Source organism: Terrabacter sp. Root181 (assembly GCF_001428505.1).
Lineage (GTDB): Bacteria > Actinomycetota > Actinomycetes > Actinomycetales > Dermatophilaceae > Terrabacter.
The window spans coordinates 29,220-52,492 of the sequence record NZ_LMHU01000009.1 but is presented as its reverse complement, the minus strand read 5'-3'; the positions used below and the strand labels follow the sequence as shown (position 1 = coordinate 52,492).

General features: G+C 68.6%; 24 protein-coding genes. 8 read left to right on the top strand and 16 right to left on the bottom strand.

Annotated features, from left to right (window positions below):
- Positions 1-193: 193 nt before the first annotated feature.
- Entirely contained in the window at positions 194-1,963 is a 1,770-nt protein-coding gene (locus ASD90_RS18460; protein ID WP_056759743.1) for a sigma-70 family RNA polymerase sigma factor, read from the top strand.
- Here ASD90_RS18460 and ASD90_RS18455 read toward each other — a convergent pair.
- The 3 genes from ASD90_RS18455 to ASD90_RS18445 all read right to left on the bottom strand — a co-directional run bounded on the left by ASD90_RS18455 (position 1,948) and on the right by ASD90_RS18445 (position 5,242).
- Positions 1,948-2,412: an STAS domain-containing protein gene (locus ASD90_RS18455; RefSeq protein WP_056759741.1), complete on the bottom strand. Its 465-nt coding sequence runs from the start codon at positions 2,410-2,412 to the stop codon at positions 1,948-1,950. The genes ASD90_RS18460 and ASD90_RS18455 overlap by 16 nt on opposite strands.
- The gene (locus tag ASD90_RS18450) at positions 2,409-4,619 is read right to left on the bottom strand and encodes an MASE1 domain-containing protein (RefSeq protein ID WP_235506785.1); all 2,211 of its coding nucleotides are present in this window, start codon (positions 4,617-4,619) and stop codon (positions 2,409-2,411) included. Before ASD90_RS18450 ends, ASD90_RS18455 begins: the two co-directional genes overlap by 4 nt.
- A 359-nt stretch (positions 4,620-4,978) precedes the next feature.
- Complete coding sequence (locus tag ASD90_RS18445; protein ID WP_056759739.1) at positions 4,979-5,242, bottom strand: hypothetical protein; 264 nt, start codon at positions 5,240-5,242, stop codon at positions 4,979-4,981.
- Between the two features lie 222 nt (positions 5,243-5,464).
- Between ASD90_RS18445 and ASD90_RS18440 the strand changes: the two genes are divergently transcribed.
- Both ASD90_RS18440 and ASD90_RS18435 read left to right on the top strand, forming a co-directional pair.
- Positions 5,465-5,710, top strand: coding sequence for a hypothetical protein (locus ASD90_RS18440; RefSeq protein ID WP_056759738.1), 246 nt, complete (start codon positions 5,465-5,467; stop codon positions 5,708-5,710).
- Positions 5,711-5,966: 256 nt separating this feature from the next.
- On the top strand, positions 5,967-6,149 hold the full coding sequence (locus ASD90_RS18435) for a hypothetical protein (protein ID WP_056759737.1): 183 nt from the start codon (positions 5,967-5,969) through the stop codon (positions 6,147-6,149).
- Between the two features lie 103 nt (positions 6,150-6,252).
- On the opposite strand, the gene ASD90_RS23130 is transcribed toward ASD90_RS18435, so the two are convergent.
- Entirely contained in the window at positions 6,253-6,411 is a 159-nt protein-coding gene (locus ASD90_RS23130; RefSeq protein ID WP_369793631.1) for a helix-turn-helix domain-containing protein, read from the bottom strand.
- Between the two features lie 561 nt (positions 6,412-6,972).
- Between ASD90_RS23130 and ASD90_RS18430 the strand changes: the two genes are divergently transcribed.
- Both ASD90_RS18430 and ASD90_RS23825 read left to right on the top strand, forming a co-directional pair.
- Complete coding sequence (locus ASD90_RS18430; protein ID WP_056759727.1) at positions 6,973-7,716, top strand: DUF4352 domain-containing protein; 744 nt, start codon at positions 6,973-6,975, stop codon at positions 7,714-7,716.
- A 261-nt stretch (positions 7,717-7,977) separates the two neighbouring features.
- Positions 7,978-8,181, top strand: coding sequence for a hypothetical protein (locus ASD90_RS23825; protein WP_162260223.1), 204 nt, complete (start codon positions 7,978-7,980; stop codon positions 8,179-8,181).
- A gap of 370 nt (positions 8,182-8,551) precedes the next feature.
- On the opposite strand, the gene ASD90_RS18425 is transcribed toward ASD90_RS23825, so the two are convergent.
- The 7 genes from ASD90_RS18425 to ASD90_RS18395 form a co-directional block, all read right to left on the bottom strand.
- Complete coding sequence (locus ASD90_RS18425) at positions 8,552-9,457, bottom strand: TIGR03560 family F420-dependent LLM class oxidoreductase (RefSeq protein WP_162260222.1); 906 nt, start codon at positions 9,455-9,457, stop codon at positions 8,552-8,554.
- 516 nt (positions 9,458-9,973) lie between these two features.
- Positions 9,974-10,444 carry a TspO/MBR family protein gene (locus ASD90_RS23125; protein ID WP_162260221.1) on the bottom strand — a complete coding sequence of 157 codons (471 nt, stop codon included), beginning with the start codon at positions 10,442-10,444 and terminating at the stop codon, positions 9,974-9,976.
- A 508-nt stretch (positions 10,445-10,952) separates the two neighbouring features.
- The gene (locus ASD90_RS18415; protein ID WP_056759720.1) at positions 10,953-11,249 is read right to left on the bottom strand and encodes a hypothetical protein; all 297 of its coding nucleotides are present in this window, start codon (positions 11,247-11,249) and stop codon (positions 10,953-10,955) included.
- Positions 11,246-12,295, bottom strand: a complete 1,050-nt coding sequence (locus ASD90_RS18410; protein ID WP_056759718.1) for a trans-aconitate 2-methyltransferase — start codon at positions 12,293-12,295, stop codon at positions 11,246-11,248. Before ASD90_RS18410 ends, ASD90_RS18415 begins: the two co-directional genes overlap by 4 nt.
- Positions 12,288-12,632 (bottom strand): nitrate/nitrite transporter NrtS, encoded by a 345-nt coding sequence (gene nrtS / locus ASD90_RS18405; RefSeq protein WP_157610608.1) that lies wholly within the window; start codon positions 12,630-12,632, stop codon positions 12,288-12,290. The genes ASD90_RS18410 and nrtS overlap by 8 nt, the downstream gene beginning before the upstream one ends.
- 81 nt (positions 12,633-12,713) lie before the next feature.
- A complete protein-coding gene (locus ASD90_RS18400; protein ID WP_235506820.1) occupies positions 12,714-13,763 on the bottom strand; it encodes an alpha/beta fold hydrolase in 1,050 nt (349 codons plus the stop codon).
- A gap of 873 nt (positions 13,764-14,636) precedes the next feature.
- Positions 14,637-15,926 (bottom strand): glycosyltransferase, encoded by a 1,290-nt coding sequence (locus tag ASD90_RS18395; protein ID WP_056759712.1) that lies wholly within the window; start codon positions 15,924-15,926, stop codon positions 14,637-14,639.
- 105 nt (positions 15,927-16,031) lie between these two features.
- On the opposite strand from ASD90_RS18395, the gene ASD90_RS18390 reads away from it, so the two are divergent.
- Complete coding sequence (locus tag ASD90_RS18390) at positions 16,032-16,634, top strand: TetR/AcrR family transcriptional regulator (RefSeq protein ID WP_056759710.1); 603 nt, start codon at positions 16,032-16,034, stop codon at positions 16,632-16,634.
- Between the two features lie 128 nt (positions 16,635-16,762).
- Here ASD90_RS18390 and ASD90_RS18385 read toward each other — a convergent pair whose 3' ends face one another.
- From ASD90_RS18385 to ASD90_RS18375, 3 genes are all read right to left on the bottom strand, one after another.
- Entirely contained in the window at positions 16,763-17,794 is a 1,032-nt protein-coding gene (locus ASD90_RS18385) for a hypothetical protein (RefSeq protein WP_082588857.1), read from the bottom strand.
- A gap of 485 nt (positions 17,795-18,279) precedes the next feature.
- Positions 18,280-18,870: an isoprenylcysteine carboxylmethyltransferase family protein gene (locus ASD90_RS18380; protein ID WP_056759706.1), complete on the bottom strand. Its 591-nt coding sequence runs from the start codon at positions 18,868-18,870 to the stop codon at positions 18,280-18,282.
- A gap of 306 nt (positions 18,871-19,176) precedes the next feature.
- Complete coding sequence (locus tag ASD90_RS18375; RefSeq protein ID WP_157623230.1) at positions 19,177-19,902, bottom strand: TetR/AcrR family transcriptional regulator; 726 nt, start codon at positions 19,900-19,902, stop codon at positions 19,177-19,179.
- Positions 19,903-19,933: 31 nt separating this feature from the next.
- Between ASD90_RS18375 and ASD90_RS18370 the strand changes: the two genes are divergently transcribed.
- The gene (locus ASD90_RS18370) at positions 19,934-20,893 is read left to right on the top strand and encodes an alpha/beta fold hydrolase (protein WP_056759702.1); all 960 of its coding nucleotides are present in this window, start codon (positions 19,934-19,936) and stop codon (positions 20,891-20,893) included.
- A gap of 258 nt (positions 20,894-21,151) precedes the next feature.
- Here the strand turns inward: ASD90_RS18370 and ASD90_RS18365 are convergent, their stop codons facing one another.
- Both ASD90_RS18365 and ASD90_RS18360 read right to left on the bottom strand, forming a co-directional pair.
- The gene (locus ASD90_RS18365) at positions 21,152-21,496 is read right to left on the bottom strand and encodes a J domain-containing protein (protein WP_056759700.1); all 345 of its coding nucleotides are present in this window, start codon (positions 21,494-21,496) and stop codon (positions 21,152-21,154) included.
- Between the two features lie 579 nt (positions 21,497-22,075).
- Positions 22,076-22,507, bottom strand: a complete 432-nt coding sequence (locus ASD90_RS18360) for an Hsp20/alpha crystallin family protein (protein WP_056760265.1) — start codon at positions 22,505-22,507, stop codon at positions 22,076-22,078.
- Between the two features lie 155 nt (positions 22,508-22,662).
- On the opposite strand from ASD90_RS18360, the gene ASD90_RS23115 reads away from it, so the two are divergent.
- On the top strand, positions 22,663-23,154 hold the full coding sequence (locus ASD90_RS23115; protein ID WP_082588855.1) for a MerR family transcriptional regulator: 492 nt from the start codon (positions 22,663-22,665) through the stop codon (positions 23,152-23,154).
- The last annotated feature ends 119 nt before the right edge of the window (positions 23,155-23,273 follow it).

The following is a 23,273-nucleotide window of genomic DNA, read 5'->3' as shown; positions in this document are numbered from 1 at the left end:
CACCCTGTACATCCGTGGGCATGTCGCGCCATGATTCGGGACCTCGCACGTCTCCTGGGGGGAGGATGCGTGAGGTGCGTTGCTGACGTGCCGACGGGTCGGGGACGGGACCCGGCGCCCGGTCACGCACCCGATGGAGTGACGGTCGAGGCAGCCGACGAGCGGTCGGCGTACGGGTGGGGGACGAAAGAGCGTGGAGCGGGCGCACGGCGAGCACGACGGGGTGACGGGCGAGCCCCTGGCGGGGACCGGCGAGGGCGGACGCGTCGACGGAGTCGAGAGCGACGCGGCGCTCGTCGACCGCGTGCGCGCGGGCGACGACACCGCCTACTCCGAGCTCTGGTCGCGTCACGAACCGGCGGCCCGACGGCTTGCCGCGCGGGTGGCCGCACCGAGCGACGTCGACGACCTCGTCAGCGAGAGCTTCACCCGCACCCTCGACGCCCTCCGCGGTGGCGGCGGCCCCGACACGGCCTTCCGGCCCTACCTGCTGAGCACGCTGCGCCGGGCCAACATCGACGTCGCGCGGCGCTACACGAACCGGGTCGTGCTCACCGACGACGAGACGACCATCGACACCCGCACCGCCGCCTCGGCGGAGGACGAGGCCGTCGACGCGGAGGAGCGCGACGCCGTGTGGGCCGCCTGGCGCTCGCTGCCCGACGAGTCCCGGTCGCTGCTCTGGCGTCTGGTCGTGCACGAGGAGAAGCCGCACCAGATCGCTCCCGGCCTGGGCACGACCCCCAACGGCGTGGCGAGCCGGAGCAAGCGCGCGCGTGAGCGGCTGCGCCAGACGTTCCTGTCAGAGCTCGTCGCGAACGCGGGTGAGCCGGACTGCCGCGAGGTGCGCCGCCAGCTCGGTGGCTACGTGCGCGACTCCCTGCCCGTCAGGGCCCGCGAGCGCGTCGACGACCACCTCGACCGGTGCGCCCGGTGCCGCGCGGCCGTGCTCGATGTCGTCGACGTCGACGCGGCGATCCGGCTGCGCGTCGCGCCGGTGCTGCTGCCCGGCGCCTTCGCCGCGGCCTCCGGAGTGGGCGCTGCCGGTGCCGTGGGGGCTGCGGGTGGCGCGGTCGCGGGTGCCACGGCCGCGGGCGGTCCAGGCGCCGGAGCAGCGGCTACGGGCGCGGGGGCCACGGTCCCGGTCGCGGTGGGAGTGGCCTCGATCATGGACGGCGTCGACGACCGTGAATGGTTCGCAGCCGATGTGGGCGGTGCCGGTCCCGGCGGCGGTGCGGGCGGTGTGGCCGGTCGGGTGCTCTCGGTGTCGGGTCGCTCGGCGGCCGCGGTGGTCGTCGCGGCTGCGCTCGTCGTTGCGGCAGCCCTCTTCCTGCTCCAGCTCGACCCGACGGGGCGCGTCTCGGCGGACGCACCAGTGGGCCGCGACTCCTCGAGGGGAGCCGTGGACGGCACCGAGTCGTCCTACCCGGCCGAGACGTCCGCCTCCTCGGTGCCCACGTCGTCCGGGCCTCGACCCGTCATCGGCGTCGCGACGGCGGAGGGCGTCTCCCGCTTCCAGTCGTCGGGCGGGCGTGCGGGGAGCGCCGACCGGCAGATCCGGACGACGTCGAGCCTCCGCGCGACGAGCCCCACCTCGACCGCGGGCCCGACGTCGAGCCGACCGGCGACGAGCTCGACCGGCCCGTCGGCGCCGGTCGCCCCGCCTCCTGCCCCGAAGGGCACGGTGACGACCCTGACGTTCCGGCCGAGCGACCGTGGGTACCTCGCCCACCTCGAGGCACCGGCCGGGTGGCTCATCACGTCGGTGCGCGACGAGCACGGCACCAAGGTCGTCGAGCACGTGAGCCGGCCCACGTCGCAGTTCGACGGCCGGCTGCGCGCGGGTGAGCTCGTCGTCGAGGTCACCCGGGAGGAGCCTGGTCGGACCGGGACGCTCGTCGCGCTCTTCACCGACCGCTCGGGCTCGCCCCTGCCCGGGTCCGGGAGCTATCCGTTGCGGTGACCGTCCGCGGTGCCCGTCCCGTCCGCGTCGGGCTCCGCCGCGTCTGCGACCGGTGGGGGCTCGGTCGAGTCGGGCACGCCGTCGTGCGGGAGGGCGGCATACGCCATCGGGTCGCTCGGCTCGGGGGCGCTCTCGTCGACGGGGATCACCTGGCTCAACCGGGTCAGCTCGATCACGGCGCGGATGGGTGAGCCGTCGGGGACGACGAGGCGCAGGTCCTGGCGGCGGTCGCGCAGACGCTGGGAGAGGCGGAAGAACGCGGCGATGGCGGCGCTGTCGAGGTAGGTGGTGGCGCTGAGGTCGACGACGACGTGCGTGACGCCGGTCGGGACGGCGTGGCCCAGGGCGTCCGTGAGCTCGCGGGCGTTGGAGAGGTCGAGCTCACCGGTGATGCGGACGAGCTGGGTGGTGCCGGTGCGGCGCGTGTCGACGCGGGCGAGGTCGCTCATCCCTCGCCTCCCATCTGGACGCGACGGCGGAGGCGGACGTCGGTGCCGCCGGTGGTGTGCTCGACGTCGACGTCGTCCATGAGGGCGTCCATGAGCTGCAGCCCCCACCCACCCCCACGGTCCGCGGCGGGACGCCAGTGGCCGTGGTCGCGGACGCGGACCTCGAGCCGGTCGTCGTCGAGCCGGGCCTCGACGACGAGCTCGCCGGACGAGGTCTGACCGCTGTAGGCGTGCTGGACGACGTTGGCACAGGCCTCGCCGCAGGCGACGAGGACCTCGTTGACGTCGTGGTCCGAGACGGCGGACTCCTTGAGCCAGCGGCGCAGGGCGCTGCGGACCTGCACGAGGTTGCGGGCCTCCGCGGGCAGGCGCACGTCGAGCTCGCCGTCGACGGAGATCGCGGGCCGCATGACGAGGATCGCGACGTCGTCCTCGATGTGGTCCTCGTCGAGGAAGGTGTCGAGGAGCCGGTCGCAGAGGGCCTCGATGTCGTCGACGGGTGCGGCGGAGGCCTCGCGGTCGAGGCGGTCGAGCCCGGCGGTCAGCGACACGCCGCGTCGCTCGACGAGGCCGTCGGTGTAGAGCAGGAGCGTCGCGCCCGGGGCCAGGACCTGGCTGGCCTCGGTGAACGAGCCGTCGACGGTGACGCCGACCGGAGGGGAGAGCGCGCCCTCGAGGTAGGCGCCATGGCCGTCGGTGAACGTGAGCGCAGGCGGGTGGCCGGCGTTCGTCCAGCGCAGGCGGCGCGTGGCCGGGTCGTAGACGAGGTAGATCAGCGTGACCATCTCGGGGACCGGGAGCTGGGCGACGAGCTGGTGGACGCCGCGCATGACGGCGGGCGGCGACGGGTCCTGGAGGGCGTACGCGCGCAGGGCCATCCGCACCTGGACCATCGTCGCGGCAGCCGTGAGTCCGTGTCCCGCGACGTCGCCGATGGCGAGCCCGATGAGGCCGTCGGGGAGCTGGACGACGTCGTACCAGTCGCCGCCGACCTGCACGTCGGCCGTCGCGGGCACGTAGCGCGCGGCGAGCGCGACGCCCGGCACGTCGGGGAGGCGGTCGGGCAGCAGGCTGCGCTGGAGGGTCTCGGCGATCTGGTGCTCCCGCTGCGCCCGGGCCTCCTCGTGGCTCAGCTGCTCCTGGGCCTCGGAGCGCTCCTGGATCTCCTGGACGAGACGGGTGTTGGCCGCGGAGAGCTGGGCGGTGCGCTGCTCGACGCGACGCTCGAGCTCGGAGGCGGCTGCCGAGAGGGCGGCGGCGGTCTGCATGCGCTCGCTGACGAGCGCGGAGAGGAAGAAGGAGGTGAGGGCGACGCACGCGTTGAAGGCCTGGAGCGTCACCATCTGCTCGAGCAGCGTCCTGCCCTCGAAGGGCCCGACCTGCTCGGCGGCCGCCCACGTCGCGACGAGCGAGGCGATGAGGGCCGCCGGGGCCGCGCCCCGGAGCTGGAGGCGCCACGCGGCCCAGCCGAGGACCGGCAGGGTGAGGAAGATGATGTGCGGGCCGGTGGTCGCGACGCTCGCGACGACGAGCGTCGCCACGACGATGATCGTCACGGCCTCGACCCACCGCCGCAACGGCCAGCGGCGCTGCTCCCAGAAGAGGGGCAGGCACAGCAGGAACGGCGCGACGGCGAGGACGCCCATCGCGTCACCGGTCCACCAGACCGCCCATGCCGCCGGGAGCTCCGCGGTCGTGATGGAGCCCGAGGCGACGAGCGTGACCGCGCCGATCGTCGCGCTGACGAGCATGCTCGCGAGGGCACCGAGGAAGACGATCGCGATCGCGTCGCGCTGCCGGTCGAGCTCGCGACGGAACCCGACGCGCCGGAGCAGGGTCACGGCGACGACGGGCGCCAGCGTGTTGCCGACGGCCGTCACGACCGCCGCCAACGGGTTGGCGCTGATCGGCAGGTTCACCGCGAGTGCCGCGACCGCCACGGCCGGCCAGTAGGACCGTCCGAAGACGATCAGTGCCGCGACGGCGACACCGGTCGGCGGCCAGAGCGGCGTGACGTCGTTGCCCACGAGCGAGAGGCGCAGGCCCAACCGGGCACCGAGGTAGTAGGCGACGGCGATCGCGGCGAGACGGGCGATCCGGCGGGCAGGGGATATGACCGCTTCGTCCCGAGCCGGTGGGTCGAACGGGCCGGCGGCGGGCAGGGGAGCAGGGCCCGAGGTCCCCACCGCCCCCACGCCTGTCGTCATCGTCGGGAGCAGCCCAGCCGCCCACGCCCCGCCATGGCAGTGACTCTAGGAGCAGGGAGTGTCGCGTGACGAGCCTTTCGTGCAGGGCAGTGTGCAGCCACCGGTCAACGACGCGTTCCGGTGGTCGCAGGTGGCTTGGTGAGCGGTTGTGACCCGGTGGGGGCGCGATCAGGCGCGGTGAGGCGCGCGGCGGGGCGCGACCGTGGCGCGGGGGCCGAACCCCTCGAAGCCAAGCGATGGACCCGACGACGCTGCCGAGGACCAAGGTGACGAGCCACTGGTCCCGGGTGAAGGCCGCATAGCGGGCCCGTCGTGGACGTCGCGGCGTTCGCCGACGGACGCCGGATGTCCAGGCGGAGTCAGTGACCCATCGTGAGTCGTCGAGGACGACGACGACGGGCGTCACCGATCTGCGCGGCGATGGTCAGGTCCGGTCTGAATGACGAGGCCAGGCGACGGTCGTCAGCGATGTAGAAACCCTCACCTCTGGACCTGGCGACGAGCACGAGGGCGTCGTCGATCCGGATGGCGGCTCGCCATTGGCCACCCAGGTGGTACACCTTCCCGATGGAGACTTCCTCGGTCGGCATCAGCGGGTCTTCGTGGCGGCTGGCGTTGGACATGTTGTTCTCTCTCACGGCGTGAGCCGGGCGGCTGATCGGTTGCTGAGGCCAAGAGAGAGCTGCGAGCTCCTCTTGTGGGACCTCGAACCCGACCCCGCGTTCCTGTCAGGGCGGGTAACGGATCCGAAGTCGCCTCGTTAGAAGTACTCTATCAGGGATCTATGGGTGTGTTATACGAGTGCTACTCGGCGGCATAGCAACACCCGTGCTACGTTGCGTCCCATGGCGCGCCCCTATGGAGACCCGGTAGAGATCGTGACTGCACCCATTCCGGCGCAGTCCCCGTTCATCCCCATCGACGCGAAGATCGTCGTCGGAGCGGTCGCCCCGGCGTCGCCGGAGCCGATCCCGCTGGTACTCCTTCCAGGTTTCGAGTACCGGCTCCGCGAGTGGCGGCACCCGGAGACCCACGAGGTCCACTGGCTGTTCGAGCGGAGAAAGTCCGCCCAGCAGGGCGACGACGAGTAACAGTCCCCACCGAACCTGGATGCGTCCAGACCCCGCCCGGCCCGAGCCGCACGCACGTCCGAGAGGCCCGGGGACAGGCGGCCTATAGCTGCGTGCGTGGCTGAGGGTGTCCCGGTCAAGCGTCGTGAACCCGCCGCAGATGGTCCGCACATGGTGCGCCCAGGGCTTGTGGTCGCGCAGACATCTGAGCGTGGGGCTGGAGCGACCGGCGCCTGCTCAGCGGCAACACGATCGGCTCGGTCGTCGCGGGGAAGCGATGCGTGACCGGTGGGAGCTGGCGACCCCGGCCGCCCGGGCCCGCGGCGATCAGGACAACCGGCTGCAGCACCACCGCTGGGTCGTGGTCACCGAGCGGCGCAAACGACACACCGTCGCCAACGTCGCGACCGCCCGGGAGTCGGCTGGCTGGTGCTGGTCGCCGGCGGTCATGGACGCCTGACCACCCCTGAACCGCTCCAGGGCAGGTGGCCGGAGGCAGCGCGAGGAACGACCCGCGACTCAACTGTGGCGCCAATCCCCTCGGGAGACTGCGACGCTCGACCCTAGTGCGGACATCGACCCGGACGATGGGACCGATCTGCCAGATCCTCGAGCCCGTCATGTTCGTACCGGACCAGCCACGCGCGCAGCGTCTGTCTCGAGACACCCCACGCCGCGGCGACCTCGGATACCTGCCGGCCGTCGCCGATCACGGCCAACACCGTCAAGCATCAGGCGACGCCGGTGCAGATGCCGGCCAACGTGGCCGGGCGCCGACCGGGGCCGTGCGATGTTGGGACGCCCGGCGGCGGGCTAGTCGTCGGCGTCACCCTGCAGGGCGGACTTTCTCCGCTCGAGCCAGCGCGTCTCGTGCGTCTCCGGGTGCCGCCACTCACGCAGCCGGTAGTCGAAGCCCGGCAGAAGCACCATCGGGATCGGATCAGGGGAGGCCGGTGCGACCGCCCCCACGACGATCTTCGCGTCAGGGGATGAAGGTTGACTGCGCGGGAACCGGCGCAGTGTGGACCTCCAATGGGTCCCCAGACGGGCGAGGCATGAGGCTCATCGAGCATGCGTCTGTAATAGGTGACACACAGGGGCTGAATAGAAACCCCATAAAGACCTGATAGACTGCTCATCAACACCAAGTAGGTGTGCACGCTGGACCAGTTCCCGGTCGATGGGGACACGCTCCGAACCGCGCCCCACCAGGGCCGGCTCGGGCTGCAGGGCGTGCTCGAGCCGCCCGGCTCACCGACCCAGAGAACAGAAAGCAGCCCATCGTGAGCAGCAACACCGAGTACAAACCCGGCGACGTCGCCAACGGCCACCTCCTCACCCAGGACGGCCAATGGGTGCCGCTGCCAGCGCCGCAGCCCATCATCCCGCCCGCCTTGGAGAAGAAGAAGGGCATGGGCAAGGGCGCGAAGATCACCATCGGCGTGGTTGGCGCGCTGGTCCTCATGGGCGCGTGCAACGCGATCACGTCGGCCGCTGGCGGGGGCACGACCCCAACCACGACCTCCGTCACCGTCACCGAGAAGGCCGCGCCCCCGGCTGCTGGCAAGGCCGCCGCTCCCAAGCCCGCCGCTCCCAAGCCCGCCGCTCCCAAGCCCGTGGCGAAGCCGAAGGCCGCCTCGCAGATCGGCACGCCGGTCCGCGACGGCAAGTTCGAGTTCACCGTCAAGAGCGTCAAGTGTGGGATCTCCACGGTCGGCAATGAGTACCTGAACACCAAGGCACAGGGCCAGTTCTGCGCTGTGCAACTCCACATCGAGAACATTGGGGACGAGCCGCAGTCCATGTTCGCGGACAACCAGTTGGCCTTCGACGCCAAGGACCGGAAGTTCTCCGCTGACAGCACGGCCTCGATCTACGACGACAGCTCGCAGGTGCTGTTTGAGGAGATCAACCCCGGCAACTCCGTCAAGGGCAAGGTCTACTTCGACGTCCCGAAGGGTGCAAAGCTCACCCAGCTCGAGCTTCACGACTCGATGTTCTCCGATGGCGTGAAGGTCGCTCTCTGATTCGCCGAGAGTCCCAACCGCCTCACGCTGGTAGCCCCCCAGACCGTCGCGATCTGGGGGGCTGCCCGGTCCGGCCCGCGACAAACAAGAGGATCGGGCCGTCCAACGAGCTGCCGGTTCGACCCGTTCGTCCCCCTGCATGTCGCCGTCAGACCGGCAGGGCCAGCCGAGAGAAGAGAAGGGCATGCCTGCTGACCTGCCCCTCACCCAGGTCGACAAGTTCGACTGGATCAACAACGGGATGCGTTTGCAGTAGCTGCGTTGCGGGAACCACCCGGACGTGGAGTACCTGACCTCGAACCCGTATCAACGGGATTTGCAGCCCAGGAAGATGTTGAAGGGCGTCGTCGAGGGCGCTCGCCGCGCGAGGTCACCGTCGAGCTGCCCACCGGCTACGGCGACAAGCCGTACACCGACGCCATGACGGGCCGTGCCGTGCAGCCGGTCAAGGGCAAGCTGACCTGACCCTGCCCGCGCTGAGCGGCTCGGTGCTCATCACCAAGTGACCAGTACGCCCCCGTGACAGCGCCGTTGATCGGCCGCTGTCCCGGGGGCGTCGTGGCACTGCCATTCGCCCTGGCTAGTTCTCGATCTCTACATCGTCGCCGTTGCAGCGCGTTCGATCGGTCGGTGAGAGCGCGTGGGACGGTCCACCTCGAACGGGATAGCCCATTGGCAGTGGAAGGACGCGGATGCCCATGGACAGAACGAGCGGATCGGACACTGCGGGCGTTGTTCTCGCCCGGACTGGGTAGTGGCCGCGGCCGGGGATCCTCGCGGCCGCGCAGTTTGGGCGAGGCCCTGACTGCCAGTTGTGAGGCGAGTGTCCGCACGTTCACATGTCCGCCAGCGCTGGCACGACCGTCTCGCCGATGAGTAGGACCGCCTCGACGTCATCGGAGTCCGCCAGGGTGAAGGTCACGTACTGCGAGCCAACCGCCGCATACTCGCGCAACCTGGCCACGACCGTCTCCGGGGTGCCGGCGATGCCGCCGAACTCGGGATGGCGCCGCGCCTTCGCGGCAAGCTCGGTCTCGTCGTTCGCGATGAGGATAGACACGTGGTTGCAGCGAGTGATCTCGCCAAAGGGTCGTCCAACCGCCTGACAGTGTCCTGCCAGAACGCCGAAGAGACGCTCCACCTCGCCGGGACTTCCCGACACGTTGCACATGTCGGCGCGGGTCGCGACGAGACGAAGAGTGACCCGCTCCCCGCTGCCTCCGATGAGGATCGGCGGTCGCGGATGCTGCACCGGTCGCGGGTCGTTGTAGGCACCGGAGACCGTGTAGTGCTTCCCGTCGAAGCTGGCGGGACGCTGGGTGAGCATCCGGTCGACGACTTGCACCGCCTCCTCGAGCATCTCCATGCGCTCTCTCACCAGTGGGAACGACCAGCCGTAAGCGTTGAATTCCGGCTCGTGCCAAGCCGCTCCGAGCCCGACGATGGTGCGGCCGTGGCTGATCACGTCCAGCGTGGCGCAGGTCTTCGCCAGCAGCGCCGGGTTGCGGTAGGGCACGCCGACGACGAGCTGACCGATGCGGATCCGATCTGTCACCGCCGCGATCGCGCCCAGCGTGGCGAAACACTCGAGGATCGGGACTTCACGCTCGGGGTTCTCCTCGTCGGAGAACATGAAGTGGTCGGCCATCCACACCGAGTCGAGGCCGGCTTCCTCGCAGGCACGAACCACCGCGAGAAGGGTGTCGGCGTGGTTTCCGTGCTCACTCGGGTGGGTGGGCATGAGCTGTAAGCCGAGAAGCATCGTGCTCTCCTAGGATCTGGCGATTCGCTAGATGCTCTGCCTTGAGCCGCCTGCCGAAACGGGGCACCGTGTCGATCTTTGCAAAGGAGAGGGATGCGGCGCCAGCACCCGCTAACTGCGGTCCTGGCCGCTGTTGCCTCCCGGTACGGGTGGGCCTCCCTGATGTTCACAAGCAACAAGCCGTTCGGACGCTGCGGGCGCCGTCAGGGAGCAAGTCCTGCAAACTCGTCGGTGCGCTCACTGCCAGCAGCGGTGTCCCGACGAACCTGCACATGAGACCTCAGTCAACGAGCCGACACACGCAGTAGTCGGCGGTGGACGTAGGTCGGCTGTGCTCGCGAGATCGATCGGACCACGCGGAGCGACTCTTGCAAGCCCACCCGCCGTGTGGCCGGCTTGCGGTGGGAGGATGTGGCCGCTGGACAGAGGGCGACCGAGCGGATCGCGGCAAGGACGCGTTTCGATCGACTGTCGGTTCTGCTCGCCCACGGGTGCCTAGCCCGGGTTGAGGCGCCACAGTCGGTAGCTCCACGGAACGTCGTAGGCGACCACCCAGAGGGTGTACGGCGTGAGGGCGATCATCGAGGGCCGGTCGGAGGTGACGGACCTCTGCAAGGCCAGAAGCGGAACGAGGAAGGCCAAGGTTCCGGCGAAGCCGTTGCGAGGACTGCGTCGGCCGATGAACGCCACATTCCACAGTTCGTTGCCTGCCAACACGACTAGCGCTAGATGGCGTACCCGTGAGTCCCTGTTCAGGTATGCCCGATAGAGGACCGTCCCCATCTGGACGTAGTAGGTGGCTCCCACAAGCCCGAATGCTGGCATCGGCAGTTGAAGCCGGGGTTGGCGCAGCTGGCGAAACCAGCGCAGCGAGTCTCGGCCGATGAACGCGTTGCCGGCAACCGCTGCGGCCAGCGGCGGTCCCATCGCCGCCGCGAGCCCTCTGACGTCGTGCGATCTACTCACTGACAAAGTCTGCTCGCCACCACTGCCGTTGGGAAGCAGCCGAACAAGGGGACGTTTCATGGCCGGTCCGGCTGTTCGACACCGGGCATAACCGCAAGGCCCCCGATGCCCATGACGCGCGCTCGATCGCGGTGATCACCGTCCGAACGTGGGGAGCTCAACTCTTACGCAGGCCGTGTGCACGAAGTTCGCCGACGTACCGCCGGGCGACGTGCGTGTCTCTGGGCGTCGACCCACACCGGTGGCGCGACGGTCACGTCCTCGCTACGTCAAGGGGGCCCTGCAGACCGCAGAAGGGGGCCGCGAGGTTGCAGGAGTGCGCTTCTTCGCCATAGTGGGGGAGTGGGGTCACTAGTTAGCCCCGCCCGCTTCGCGGCGGTATGTCGCGCCATTACGAGTCGAGCGCGGTCCCTTGTCGCGGGCGTCTACCGCGGGGACCGGACCGCTTGGCAAGGACTGAACTCCGAGGTGCCACCGTGTCGGCGACCAGCGCCCGGTGCCGGCAGGTCTACAGCTCTACTTCGCGCAGCACATCCAGGTTGCGAAAGGTTGGCCGTTCATCGCATATCGCTGCCAGGAACGAGGCAAACTCTCCTGTCGCGGGGCGGTCGGAGTTCTCCATAGCCTGGTCGTGCGATGCGAACACCACCATCAGCATGTATTCGTCCTCGGCGTCTCGGTCCCTAGTCAGCACGGCGCGGTGCGGAATCCGATCACCCTCGGTCTTGGCCATCCAGGCATCGAGGTACTGGTCGAACTCGGCGATCCGACTCGACCTGAACTCGATCATCTGCGCAAACTTCACGACACCCTCGCCTCCAGCACGAGGTTGAACGGCGTCTCCGCGACCCGGCGGAACGTCGAGAACCCAGCGCCGACAACGACTTCGCGCAGTCTGGCCTCCCCGGCCTGCGCGCCCAGCGCTGCACCCACGTCCTGGGACAACGAGCTGGGAGTGCAGAGCAATGTCGAGAACCCGTAGTAGGCGGCGCCTACCGAGGTGAGGTTGTCGCCGAGGTCATCGTGGGCGAAAGGCTCGATGAGCATGAGAGTCCCGTCCGGCCCCAGGCGCTCGCGTGCGTGGGCACACGCGCCGGCCGGGTCGCCCATGTCGTGGAGGCAGTCGAAGAAGCAGACGAGATCGAAGACCCCTTCGAACGTCGCGGCTGTCGCGACCTCGAATTGAACCCGATCGGCCAGTCCAGCGACGGAGGCGCGCCTGCGCGCTGCCTCGATCGAACCTTCGTGGGCATCGAAACCGACGATGCTCGACGCTGGGTACTCCTGCGCGAGGAGCAACGTTGACGCACCGTGTCCGCAGCCGACGTCGGCGACGTGCGCGCCGGCGGTGAGCTTGGCTTCGACACCGTCGAGCGCGGGGATCCAGGCACGGGCCAGGTTGTTGAGATAGCCGGGCCGGAAGAACCGTTCGCAGCCGCCGAGGACGTGACCGTCGTGCTCGCCCCAGGAGAAACCCTTCCCAGTCCGGAACCGCTCCGCGATCGTGTCTGTGGCGTAGACCGACCCGACGGCGATCTCGAAGGCTCCGATGACGCAGGCTGGGCTGGTCTCATCGGTGAGTGGGATGGCGTGTTCATCGGGGAGCAGGAACCGGCCGGCACCGTCATACAGCAGGTAGCCGCGCGCCGCTTGTGCACTCGACCACTCGCGCACGTACCGCTCGGCGGTGTCGGTGCGACTGGCCAGGTCCGTCGGGCTGAGCCAACCTGCCCCGGCCATCGCGCGGTAGAGGCCGAGCTGGTCGCCGATGACGACCATCGAACCGCCGAGCAACGCTCCGACATCGCAGATGGCTTTCTCGACGAATTCGGCCATCTTCGTCTCATCCATGTCCTTGTTCCTTTCCGCTCATGGCACGTTGCCCGGTGTGGGTGAGGCCCGCGTCGCTCTCAACCAGTGATGGTTGGACTCGAACGGTCGCCATCCTGCGGGTCGCCGACAGCAGCCCGAAGTTCGAGACGCAGAACGGCGTCAGGTACGTCAAAGCGGCCTTCACCCAGACCAGGGCGGTCGCACGCCCGGCCAGGATGACGCCGAGCTGGTTCATCGCGAAGAACGCGGTGCCGACAACCAACATCACGGACACCGTCCGCTTGAGCTGCTGTGGCGCAAGAGCCACCGAGAGCAGTTCACGGGGAGTGGACCACGTCGACGCTGAGTCGTTCATCTCGACCTCCCTCAATCAACGGTTGTCGATCAAGGTAGGCACGGCCGGTGAGAGATACCTCCGTATAGATACGGGACTTCGCTAGATTCCGAACTCGGCGGCCCGGCGGACCAGTTCCGTCTTCGAACCGATCTCGAGCTTTTCGTAGACGTTGACGAGGTGACTCTCCACGGTGCGCTTGCTCACCCCGAGCTGACCGGCGATCTCGCTGGCCGTCTCGCCTCGCGACGCGAGTAGGGCCACCTCGCGCTCGCGCCGGCTCAGCGCATCCATTCCGAGGTTGGTCCGCCGCCTCGGACGGCTCTTTCGACCGGTCACGAAGATCTCGACCTCGTCAGCGATCGCGTCGACGTCGCCGAGCCAAGGCCGGTGGTCGGTTCCGGGCAGTTCGACGTAACGAGCTCTCGGAAGGTGCTCCGCGAGGTACCGCGCGTGGCCCACCTCGATCCACGTGTCCCCGGCACGATGCAAGATCAGGGTCGGCTGCTCGATCATCGGGAGCAGGTCGCGTATGTCCATCCGCATGTTCATCCGGATGGCGTTCTGCGCCATGGCCGGGCTCGCCGCCATTCGCAGGTACCGAGCCCACCACGCGCGATGTTGCGCATCATCGGCCGGGCTCGGGCGGCCGCCATCCCACCACGTGCCGGATGCCCACGCCCGGTCCATCCCGACGATGGTGTCCTCGAGCTGCTCAGCCGAGGGGCCGTAGGGGTAGTCGGGACCGGGAAGGCGACGTGCCCACGACCCGTACAGCACCAGTGCCCGCGCCCGCTCCGGGTGCTTGTAGGCGAACAGCATGCTGAGTGTGCCGCCCTCTGATATTCCGAACAGGGTGCCGCGGCGCGAGTCGGCGGCATCCATGACGGCCCGGATGTCGTCCATCCGCTGGTCCATCGACGGCGGACTGTCAACGGGGTCGGACATGCCCGAACCCCGCTTGTCGAACACGATCAGCCGCGAGAACGAGGCCAGTCGGCTCAGGAAATGGGCCAGCCGCGGTTGCTCCCACGCCACCTCAACGTGAGAGACGAAGCCCGGCACCAGGATCAGGTCGTGGGGCCCGTCACCAACAACCTGGTAGGCGACACTGACCCCATCACTCTTCGCGTATCGCGTCTCCCGCTTCATCACTCAGCGCTCCAGCCCGAGTCCGCCCCGAAACAGCCTCCCGTCAACGATAGAGCCCGGGCGTGGCACGAACCACGGATGCCCGGGCCTGACGACCGCGCATGCACGCGAGGGCCCCGAAGGATTGTCGTACCGTCATCCGGCCTGGGCAGCTGGCCGAAGCCGCGTCAGTCTGAACGCTGGGGACGCCCTTCGTCGAGGAGGTCTCAGAGTGGGCCGGAGGGGCTCGCACGCCGGCGACCCTGGCGGCGTTGTGACGCACGTGAGGCTCGCGCGCATTGCGAAGTCCGCACGCTCGGATTCTGGTTGTCCCCCGTTGGTGGTTGGTGAGCGCGCTCAGGGCAGTCAGGGCGCGAGCTGGGCCTGATGCCGGACTTGGAGAGCGAGTTCCAGGCGACGGCGATGAGGATGACTCTCGCGAGACCGGTCGCCCACGGAAGGGGCAGTGCGAAGCCGATCCAGAAGACGGCTTCAACCGGGAGTACGGCCAGGTTGAGTACAGCACCGATCCTCCGCCCCTGCCAGAGCAGCCAAGCTGAGCAGAAGGCCACCAGGGTCGCCGCACAGAACAGGAGGAGGAGTCCGACGAAGGTTCTGTCTGAGGTACTGGCCGACCAAGGGCCGCCGAACATCTCAAACAAGCCGAAGAAGCGGGGGAGCCGACCGCTTCTCAGCCAGTAGATCGAGACGGGCGCGGTGGCGATTCCGAACCCGAGGGCGTACACCCAGGTCACGATCGCCGCTGCCCGCGCGCTACTCAAGGCGAAGCCCTCCCGGGTTCACACCGGCGCTCCCTCCGGCCGCCGCTCAGCCGGACCCTGGTGAGGTGGGACTGTTCCGCGACGCACACCCCGGTCGCGAACCTCAGCCGTGTCACGGGCGGGTGGTTGCCGACTCGTGCAGGATCGCGTTCTCGATCGTCTGCATGGGGTCGTAGGCGTGGAGCTCGGCGCGCAGGTCCGCGACCTTCCCGGCGTAGGTGGGGTCCTCCAGGAGGGTGCGGACTGCCCGCCTGAGTCTTGCTGGCTTTGGGCGTTCGCTGCGCAGGTCGATGCCGAGTCTGTTGTAGCCGACCCGTGCGTTGATGTCGTTCTTGCCCTCGCGCTTGCCGGCCCCGACGACCGGGACGCCGTGCAGGAATGCTGCGAGGTTGCTGCCGAAACCACCGCTGGTGACGAAGACGTCGACGTGCGGGAAGAGGTCGTCGTAGTCGATGAAGTCCTCGATCACCACGTTCGGGTCGGGGAAGCGCTCGCGGAGGGCCTGGGTGTGGGCTCCCGCGGTCGTGGCGACGACCATGTACTCGGAGTCCTTGAGTGCCTGGATGGTGGGGATGATCAGTTTGCCCGGGTCGGTGTTGTCGACGGTGCCCTGGGAGACCGCCACCACCTTCCTCGACGTCTGTACCACCGCAGCCGGCAGCGGGGTTCCCGGTCTGGTCGCCCGGCGGGCCGGGAGGAGCGGGCCGACGTACTCGGCGTTGGGAAGGGGCTGGTAGCCGGGGAACTCCAGGCCTGGGGAGCCGTTGAGGAAGACCCGCGTCGTCCTCAGCATCGGCTCGTGGGGGAACCCATCGGGTCGGATCGGTGCGATGCCGTGTCGGGCGAGGATCTGGTTGTAGTGAGTGGTGCCGGCGTTCATGCCGCTGGAGAGCAGTCTGCGCACGAGCGCGTGGTGAAGCCGGCCCACGGGCGTGCGCGAGGGGCGCAACCCGAAGAACGGTGGCGGTCCATGGGCGTCAGGCATCACCATGCTCAGGCCGATGGCGAACACCGGTAGATGCAGGGACTCCGCGACGAGCTGTTCTGCGTACAGGGCGCCATCACACACCATGGCGTCGAAGGGCCACTCCTGCCTGATGTCCACGAGGTCCTGGAAGTGCTCCTCGACCTGGCTTACGAAGAGCTTGTCGAGGTCGAAGGAGATCAGACGTGGTCCCTTGAGAGCCACACGTTCGGGGAACAGGGTGTTGAGGGTGCTCGCCATGACCTCGGTGGCCTGCCGGTAGGCGAACCAGCGCATGCCCAGTCGGTCGAGCTTGGCGCCGTACTCCGGTCCGGCGTACCACCGCACGTCGTGACCACCGTCGGCCAGGTGGGCGGCGATCCCCGTCAGGGGGTTGAAGTGTCCATCGGCCGGCATCGACGCGAACAGGATTCTCATCTGCCATCCCATCCTCTCACTATAGTCAGACTATAGTGAACCTCCATGGAGCCTCTGTCTAGCCCCACGACCCGCACGGACCGCGCCCTGATCACCCGACGCCGGATGGTCCGGGCTGCCTATGACCTGTTCTCCGAGCGCGGGTACCTCGGCACGACGATCGCCGAGGTGGCCCAGCAGTCAGGCGTAGCGGTTCCGACGATCTACTACACGTTCGGGACCAAGGCGGCGCTCCTCGCGGAGTCGCTGGGGGCGGCCGTCGTCGGCTTCGACCACTGGCGAGAGCCCCCACCGGACCCGGACATCACCGAGCTGATGCCCCGGCACCAATGGTGGGCCGCCTTCCAGGCGGCGCCCACATCAGAGGCGGCCTTCGCTGTCTTCTTCACCCACGGTGTCGGGATTCTCGAGCGGGTGGCGCCGCTCGTGGCCGCGTTGCACGGAGCCGGCGGCGACGTCGAGGCGGCCGCCGTGGTCGAGGTCAGTGAGCGCCGACGCGTCGAGTCCTACCGTGAGACGGTCCGCGACCTCGCACGAAAACCCGGCGGCCTGCGACCCGGGCTGTCACCGGCGAAGGCCACCGACATCCTGGTCGTGCTCTTCAGTGCCGAGCTTTACCAGTCGCTCCGCACCGGCCGGGGATGGTCCACCGCGCGCACTACGGCGTTCCTGCGCGAACTGCTGTCAGCGCAACTGCTTGGAGAGTGACGCCGAACTCCTACGGACTGACCCGGCCCCTTCGCTGGCGACTCTGGCGTTGCCGGCCGACGCACCGACCTCCGACCTGCAACTCGCGGCGAAAGACGCGGTTCGCCGGCATCCTGTTTGTGGGACGCTCAAGCCAGTTCCAGGACGGGTCCCTTGTGGAGGGCGAGGTAGACGTCGTTGCGGATGGCGTTCGCTTCGGCATCGGTCAGTGTGCGTGCCAACGCTCGTAACGTGAGCCGGACAAGGCAGTTGACCTGTCCCGGGGTGATACCCAGGCGCTGCTGCGCCCGCGTGGGTAGTTCGTCGTGGTCGGTGCGGCTGAGCACCTGGATGGACTCGATGTCCTCGACCCGATCATGCAGCGTCGACCGGACGGTGTCCCCGATGTTCTCGTCGTCGGTGTCTGGCGCGACGACGACGGAGAGGTCTCGGGTGATCGCCGGAAGCCTCGAGACGGGTCGCCATGGCTTCAGGTCCTGCATCTGGGCAGCGATGCGTGGTTCTGTTGCGCGCAGATAGCGTATGTCGGGAATTCCCTTGGCCAGCATCAGGGCACGTTCGAGGCCCATCCCGAGTGCGAGCCCGGACCAGCGGCTCGGGCGCAGTCCGGCGCGGGTGAGGACGTCGGGATGAATCCGTCCGCACTCGGCGATCTCCATCCATTGCCCGTCGTGCCACACGTCGATCTGCCGGCCGCCGTCGGTGTAGGCGTGCGCCGATGCGATGGTGCGGTACCGGGTCCCGGGCAGGATGGCTTCGACGAGCAGCGCAATCATGTGCTGCAGGGTGGCGCCTGTGGTGTCGGGGTAGGAACGCAGACGCCAAAGGTCGACCTGATGCGGTTCACCGACGTGGGTGCGGTCGACGACATCGCGGCGATAGACGAGCCCGGGAATAACGATGAGTTCATCCACCGGACCGGAACGCGCGCGGTATCGCTGCAGCGTGTGAGGGATGTCGGCGCTGGTGTGGCTGCGCAGCATCGTGGTCGGGCTGATGTAGCGGGTGTGCCGGGCGTCGCGGGTGATGCTCCCGGCGTCGAAACCCAGGTGGTCGTAGTTGTCGTGGACCGCGACGATCGGGGGGTTGCGCACCGTGATTGTCGTAGAGGCCCACGCCGCTGCCAGGGCAGAGACGATGCGCTCGAGCAGGATCTGCATCGCGTGTGGCCCCTGGGCGGGGTTACTCAGGTCTCGCAGGGTAAGGGCGCGGTGAAGGTCACAAGGGGTGAGGTAGCCAGGTTTCACGAGAATGCTCCAAGTGCGTGTCGGTTCGGGTGGGGTGGCTTCCCCCGACCCGGGCGACGCAGGAGCTGCTACACGAACGTACGCGCGCAAACGAACCCGCGGCCATCACCAGGCCGGGGGCAGAGAAATCGCTGACTCGCGTTCATGGAGAAATTTTACGACGTTTGTCGACTATGGCCCAGCGATTATTGGCCGTCCGCGTTCGGCCCAAGAGCCTGTTCACCCCTCACCGCCCCCTGCGCGTGTCTCATTGCCGGCTATGCACGTGTCCCGTCGCGGCGGTTGGTCACGCATGACCCAGCCGCGCGACTCGCGACATGGTCAGGCGTTCGGGGGACGTGCGCTGAAGGTGGTCTTGGAGCAGGTTGTGAGGGCGCGGCGCGCGCTGTCCTCGGCGCCTACCAGACGAAGGGGATGACGCGCCTGGTCCGTGCCATGTAGCGGACGTAGTCGTCGCCGAGCTCGGCAACCAAGAACTGCTCTTCGATCCGTGTTCGGTAGGCCAAGGCGGCAGTTGACACGAGCAACAGCAGCACGAGCGCGACCCATGATTGAAGAGCGAGCCCGAGCCCGATCATCCCAAACAGCACTCCTGTGTAGCCGGGATGGCGAAGGATGCGATAGGGCCCGGCGTCAACCACTGTGTGGTGACGTTGAACCTGCACCTCGAGGGAGAAGTTGGTCCCCAAGGTGTGATACGCCCACGTTGTGAGTGCCATCCCGGCAGCGAACATCACGAGGCCCGGGTAGAAGGTCCAGCGGGCAAGGAGTGGCCCGACTCGGGCGTAGCCAGCCCAGATCGCGACGGCTACCGCCGGAATGATGGCGAGGTTCGTGAATGTCGATGCGTCCCGTCGGGGCTTAGCCCTGGTTGACGGCGCGTTTCTGGTACTCCATCGAGCGAAGTAGAGGAGTGGAACGCTGAAGCCGCCCAGGAAGACAACCCAAAAGAGGATCTCCTGAAAGCTGGAGGTAAACAGGGGAGTCATGTGCGACCTCGACAGCTCATGACCATGGTTTGCGGCAAACTCAAGGCTAGGAGCGTGACACCCATGGGTCAATGGAGGCGCCTTGGTACCACGTTGGCTGGCAAGCCGTGGCAGGCCGAGCGTCCGCCACAAGACCCTGCACGACGCCCGACGCAGCTCCCCGGCGGGAGAGGGCCCGAGCGCGCACTCATCGGCAGATCGGGTACACAGGGCCGGAGGCCACGCCGGCAGGTGGCGGATAGACGCACTCCGGAACCGTCTGGATCGCGGCGAAGCCGGGCGGCCATACTCGTCGGCTCGATGGTGTCAGGTTGCGGCGGCGATCGGGTCTTGGGGGAGGGCGAGCGCGGCCTGCATGCCGCTGATGAGCGCCACGAACGCCTCGCGCCAGATCTCCTCCGCGTGGTCCGGTGGAAGTCCGTCACGCAGCTCGAGGAGCGCCAGCCCCTCGCAGAGGGCGTCGATCTTGATGGTTGCGTCCCGGACCTCTGGGTTGGTCAGGCCACCCTCCAGACCCAACGCCCGACTCACCATCTCGACCAGGTCGGCCAGCGCCTTCAGCCGCGCCGGACGGAAACGCTGCGTGAGGTCAGGCGGTAGTTCCCCGATGTGCTGGAACGCAATCCGGAACAGCGCCGGATGCTCCAGCGCCCACCGGCGGAAGTTGTCGACGATGGAGTTGACCAGGTCGGCCGCGGGATCATGCGTTCGCGGGTATTCGTTGACCCAGGAGCCCAGGAGCTGGAAGGCGCGGTTGCCCAACGCGACGAGCAGGCCCTCCTTGGACTCGAAGAGGCTGTAGACGGCGCGTGTCGTCGTTCCCGCCGCGGCGGCCACCCGCCGCATCGAGAGCGCATCGGGGCCGTCCGCGGCCACAATCCGCTCTGCCGCGTCCAGCAGTGCCTCCGCGGTTGCTTCGTCGTGAATTCGCGGTCTACCCATATTGACAGCATAGTGGCACGTCGTTACGGTACGACGTATCGCAACGGAGTTGCGAAACGGCACGAGGGCCCGGGAGGACAGGATGGACACACGGCCAAGCAGACAACGGCCACCGCGGTCGGTGGCGACGGACCCGCTGACGAGCCCGGGGGCATACCCACGAGGGGTTGACGACCAGAGGCGGGAGTTCGAGGAACGCCGCCTGGCCGCGTTCCGACGCCGCGGGTTCTCCGGTGTCGGGCGCCGGATCCCTGACCACGCCGGGCGAGAGACCTACATCCTGGTCAGCGAGGAGTCGCCCTGCCCTGCGGTCCTGGTCCACGGTGGCGTCGGCACCACTGTCGAGTGGGCCGACCTCGCACCCCAGCTGGGGAGCCCGCTCATCATCCCGGACCGGCCCGGCTTCGGACTCTCCTACCCGACCGACTACCGCCGCCTGGACTTCCGGGCCGACGCGGCGCGGTGGCTGCTCGAGTTGACCGACGGGCTCGGTGTCGACAAGATCGACCTGGTCGGCAACTCGATGGGCGGGTTCTTCGCGATCGCCTTCGCCGCAGCGCACCCCGACCGGGTCCGCAAGCTCGTTCTCTGCGGCACAGCCGGCGGGCTGTTTCCCAAGCCCGGCCTCTTCCTCCAGCTCTGGGCGACCCCCGGCGTCGGGACACTGATCTCCAAGATCCAGGTCCGGGACGCTGAGACGCTACGCAAGCGGGCCTTCGGCAACTACCTGGTGCACCCCGAGCGCGTCCCGGCCGACCTCCTGGAAGTTGCCCTCCTCGGGATCAACCTGCCCGGAACCGCCCAGACGAACCAGGCGATCATGCAGGCCGTCGCCACCATCCGAGGATGGCGCCCCCAGCTTCGCCTGGAGAGCGCCCTGGCCACGCTACCGGTGTCCACGCTCCTCATCTGGGGAGACCACGACGCCCTGGCCGGTCCCGACATCGGTCGCGACCTCACCACCCGAATGCCCAACGCGCGCATCACCGTCATCCCGGACGCCGGGCACATCCCACACCTCGACCAGCCGGAACCCGTCGCGGCGGCCCTCAACGAATTCCTCGGTCAGCCACTCCACTGACCCCGGGGCGAAACCGCCGCACATCGGCCGCTGTGATCATCACCGGTTCGCCCGCACGCAGGCTCAGCTCCACTTGCCACCGCCGGGGGTGAGCACGGGCAGCGTCTTCGACCTCACCCCTCCCCTGGACCACGCAGCCGACGGCCGCCGGCCGTGGACGAGCGCACCGCCACGATGGTCCTGCTCACCCTCTGACGACACATGCCGGGCCGCGGTCGCGGATCCGCCGCGGATCCGCCTCGCGGGCCGGCGGCGTGGTCAGGAGTGCCAGCGGACAGGGCCGGCCTGAATGGGCGGGTCGTCCGGCGTCGGGGAGGCCCGGTGGACCCGGACCTTGACGGGGACGGCTGATCCGGAGGAGGTGCGCAGCTGGTCGTAGGCGGCGCGCCGGGCTGGGTCACGCAGCACCTCGTAGGCGGTCATGATCTGCTGCACAGCTTGATCTGCCAGGTCTGCCGCGTCGGCGGCTGGGCCGGGTCCGGCCCCGCGGGTGTCCGGGTGGTGCTGGCGGAGCATCGCTCGGTAGGCGTGCCGTAGCTGGGCCGGCGTGGCGTCCGGCGTGAGTCCCAGGACGGCGTAGAGGTCGGTGGGTGTTGTCCTCATGAGCGTGGCGTGACGGGGGCGTGGTGCGGCGGGTGGGATGGTCGTGGTCCCGGCCGAAGGATCGGCCGGGACCACCTGGTGTGGACGACTGCGTTGCCGGCCCGCTGAGGTGTGCGCCGTGCGGGCGCGGGCGCCGCGAGCTGTTGCGACAGGCGCTCAGGGTGAAACGTGCGGGCGGGAAAGGCAGTCACGTCCCAAACGGTGCCTCACGTCTGGCCATCACCTACCTCTCGTTTCGTGGTTGTCGTGTAGCTGGCGTCATCGCCGCGGGTCAGCGGGGGGCGATCGTTGCCGGCTCCCTTCCCCGGCGCCTGGGTGTCGCGGCCGGCTCGGTGGCGCAGCGGGGCGACCTCTCGTTGAGGACGATGACCCTGGAGGGCCTTGCCGGGCTATGTTGCTTTCGGCTGGCTGGTCCGGTGGCGGGCTCGGCCATTCGGCAGCCACGATCGCCTCGAACTCGGCCCGCAGCAGGTCTTCGTCGGCGCAGAGCAGTTCCAGGAACAGGTCGCTGGTGCTGGGGGCGGCGGCATCCACGCTGTCGGCGGGCAGGATCGCGGGCAAGTGACTCACCCTCCTGGCTCAGGCGTTGATGGAGCGCCGGTCCTCACCGTTGCTGGTGATGGAGATCTTGCGCGGCTTCGCCTGCTCGGCGACCGGGACGTGCAGGGAAAGGACCCCGCTGTCATAGCTCGCCGTGATGTGCTGCGTGTCGAGGTTGTCGCCGAGGATGAGCTGGCGGCTGAACACCCCTCGAGGGCGTTCGGCGGCGATGAGCTCGGCGTCGCTCGCTCGAGCCGGACGTTCGGCCTTGACCGTGACCACGTTGCGTTCGACGTCCAGGTCGATCGAGTCCGGGTCGACGCCCGGCAGGTCGAACTCGACGTGGAAGGTGTCACCGTCCCGCCAAGCGTCCATCGGCATGACCGACGGACGGGCCAAGGTGCCGTTGGTGCCGAGAACCTGTTGGGTCAGGCGGTCCAGCTCACGGAAAGGGTCGGTGCGCATCAGCATCGTCACCACCTCCATCGCTTGTCTTCTGATGCTCCTTGTCTGGTCCACGATCGCCGTGCGATCTGTGGCATGCGCAATAGATTTTTTGTAGCACTGGTGGGACGCTGGTGCAAGAGGCAACGCGAGGAAGTTGCCGCCGAGAAAGGGCGTGGTCGATGCGCGTGCCGGAACCAGCGAGCGACCGGGGCGTCTACGGGATCTCGACCGCCGCGGAGCTGGTCGGAATGGGCGTGCAGAACCTGCGGCTCTACGAGGCCCGCGGTCTGCTGGAGCCCGACCGCACCGAGGGCGGCACGCGCCGCTACAGCGCCGACGACCTCGACCGGCTGCGCCGCATCAGCGTTCTGCTCGGGGCCGGACTCAATCTGGCCGGCATCGCCATGGTGCTGGATCTAGAAGCCGAGAACACTGCACTACGAGCGCGGAAGAGGAGGACGACAGTGGCTGACAACCGCATCGACCCCGGCGAGGAGGTCCCCGAGGCCGACCTCCTCGAACAACGAGCCCCGCTCGATCCGGACGCGGTGGCCGACACACTTGCGGCGGTCCCCCTCGACGCGCCGGCAGACCTCGTTGACGAGGCAGACCGACTCGAACAGCAGGCGGTCGTGCCCGACGAGGGCGAGGACGACTATCCACACGCATAGCGTCGAGAGGCCGTGGTGAACGGGTCGTCCGTGAGCGCCTCGCGGCGATAGGACCCAGGCCCCTTGGGCAGTCCGGGAAGCTACGCACCCACCGAATTGAGCGCCGCGAGCGACATCCA

Excerpts from the sequence above, each read along its gene's own strand:
- ASD90_RS18400 (WP_235506820.1), bottom strand. The coding sequence starts at position 13,763 with ATGAAGCGGGAGACGCGATACGCGAAGAGTGATGGGGTCAGTGTCGCC.
- ASD90_RS18410 (WP_056759718.1), bottom strand. The coding sequence starts at position 12,295 with ATGGATGAGACGAAGATGGCCGAATTCGTCGAGAAAGCCATCTGCGAT.
- ASD90_RS18360 (WP_056760265.1), bottom strand. The coding sequence starts at position 22,507 with ATGCTGATGCGCACCGACCCTTTCCGTGAGCTGGACCGCCTGACCCAA.
- ASD90_RS18445 (WP_056759739.1), bottom strand. The coding sequence starts at position 5,242 with ATGTCCAACGCCAGCCGCCACGAAGACCCGCTGATGCCGACCGAGGAA.
- ASD90_RS18365 (WP_056759700.1), bottom strand. The coding sequence starts at position 21,496 with ATGAGGACAACACCCACCGACCTCTACGCCGTCCTGGGACTCACGCCG.
- ASD90_RS18435 (WP_056759737.1), top strand. The coding sequence starts at position 5,967 with ATGCGTGACCGGTGGGAGCTGGCGACCCCGGCCGCCCGGGCCCGCGGC.
- ASD90_RS18395 (WP_056759712.1), bottom strand. The coding sequence starts at position 15,926 with ATGAGAATCCTGTTCGCGTCGATGCCGGCCGATGGACACTTCAACCCC.
- ASD90_RS18390 (WP_056759710.1), top strand. The coding sequence starts at position 16,032 with ATGGTCCGGGCTGCCTATGACCTGTTCTCCGAGCGCGGGTACCTCGGC.
- ASD90_RS18380 (WP_056759706.1), bottom strand. The coding sequence starts at position 18,870 with ATGACTCCCCTGTTTACCTCCAGCTTTCAGGAGATCCTCTTTTGGGTT.
- ASD90_RS18440 (WP_056759738.1), top strand. The coding sequence starts at position 5,465 with ATGGCGCGCCCCTATGGAGACCCGGTAGAGATCGTGACTGCACCCATT.
- ASD90_RS18450 (WP_235506785.1), bottom strand. The coding sequence starts at position 4,619 with ATGACGACAGGCGTGGGGGCGGTGGGGACCTCGGGCCCTGCTCCCCTG.
- ASD90_RS18455 (WP_056759741.1), bottom strand. The coding sequence starts at position 2,412 with ATGAGCGACCTCGCCCGCGTCGACACGCGCCGCACCGGCACCACCCAG.
- nrtS (WP_157610608.1), bottom strand. The coding sequence starts at position 12,632 with ATGAACGACTCAGCGTCGACGTGGTCCACTCCCCGTGAACTGCTCTCG.
- ASD90_RS18425 (WP_162260222.1), bottom strand. The coding sequence starts at position 9,457 with ATGCCCACCCACCCGAGTGAGCACGGAAACCACGCCGACACCCTTCTC.
- ASD90_RS23115 (WP_082588855.1), top strand. The coding sequence starts at position 22,663 with ATGCGCGTGCCGGAACCAGCGAGCGACCGGGGCGTCTACGGGATCTCG.
- ASD90_RS18385 (WP_082588857.1), bottom strand. The coding sequence starts at position 17,794 with ATGCAGATCCTGCTCGAGCGCATCGTCTCTGCCCTGGCAGCGGCGTGG.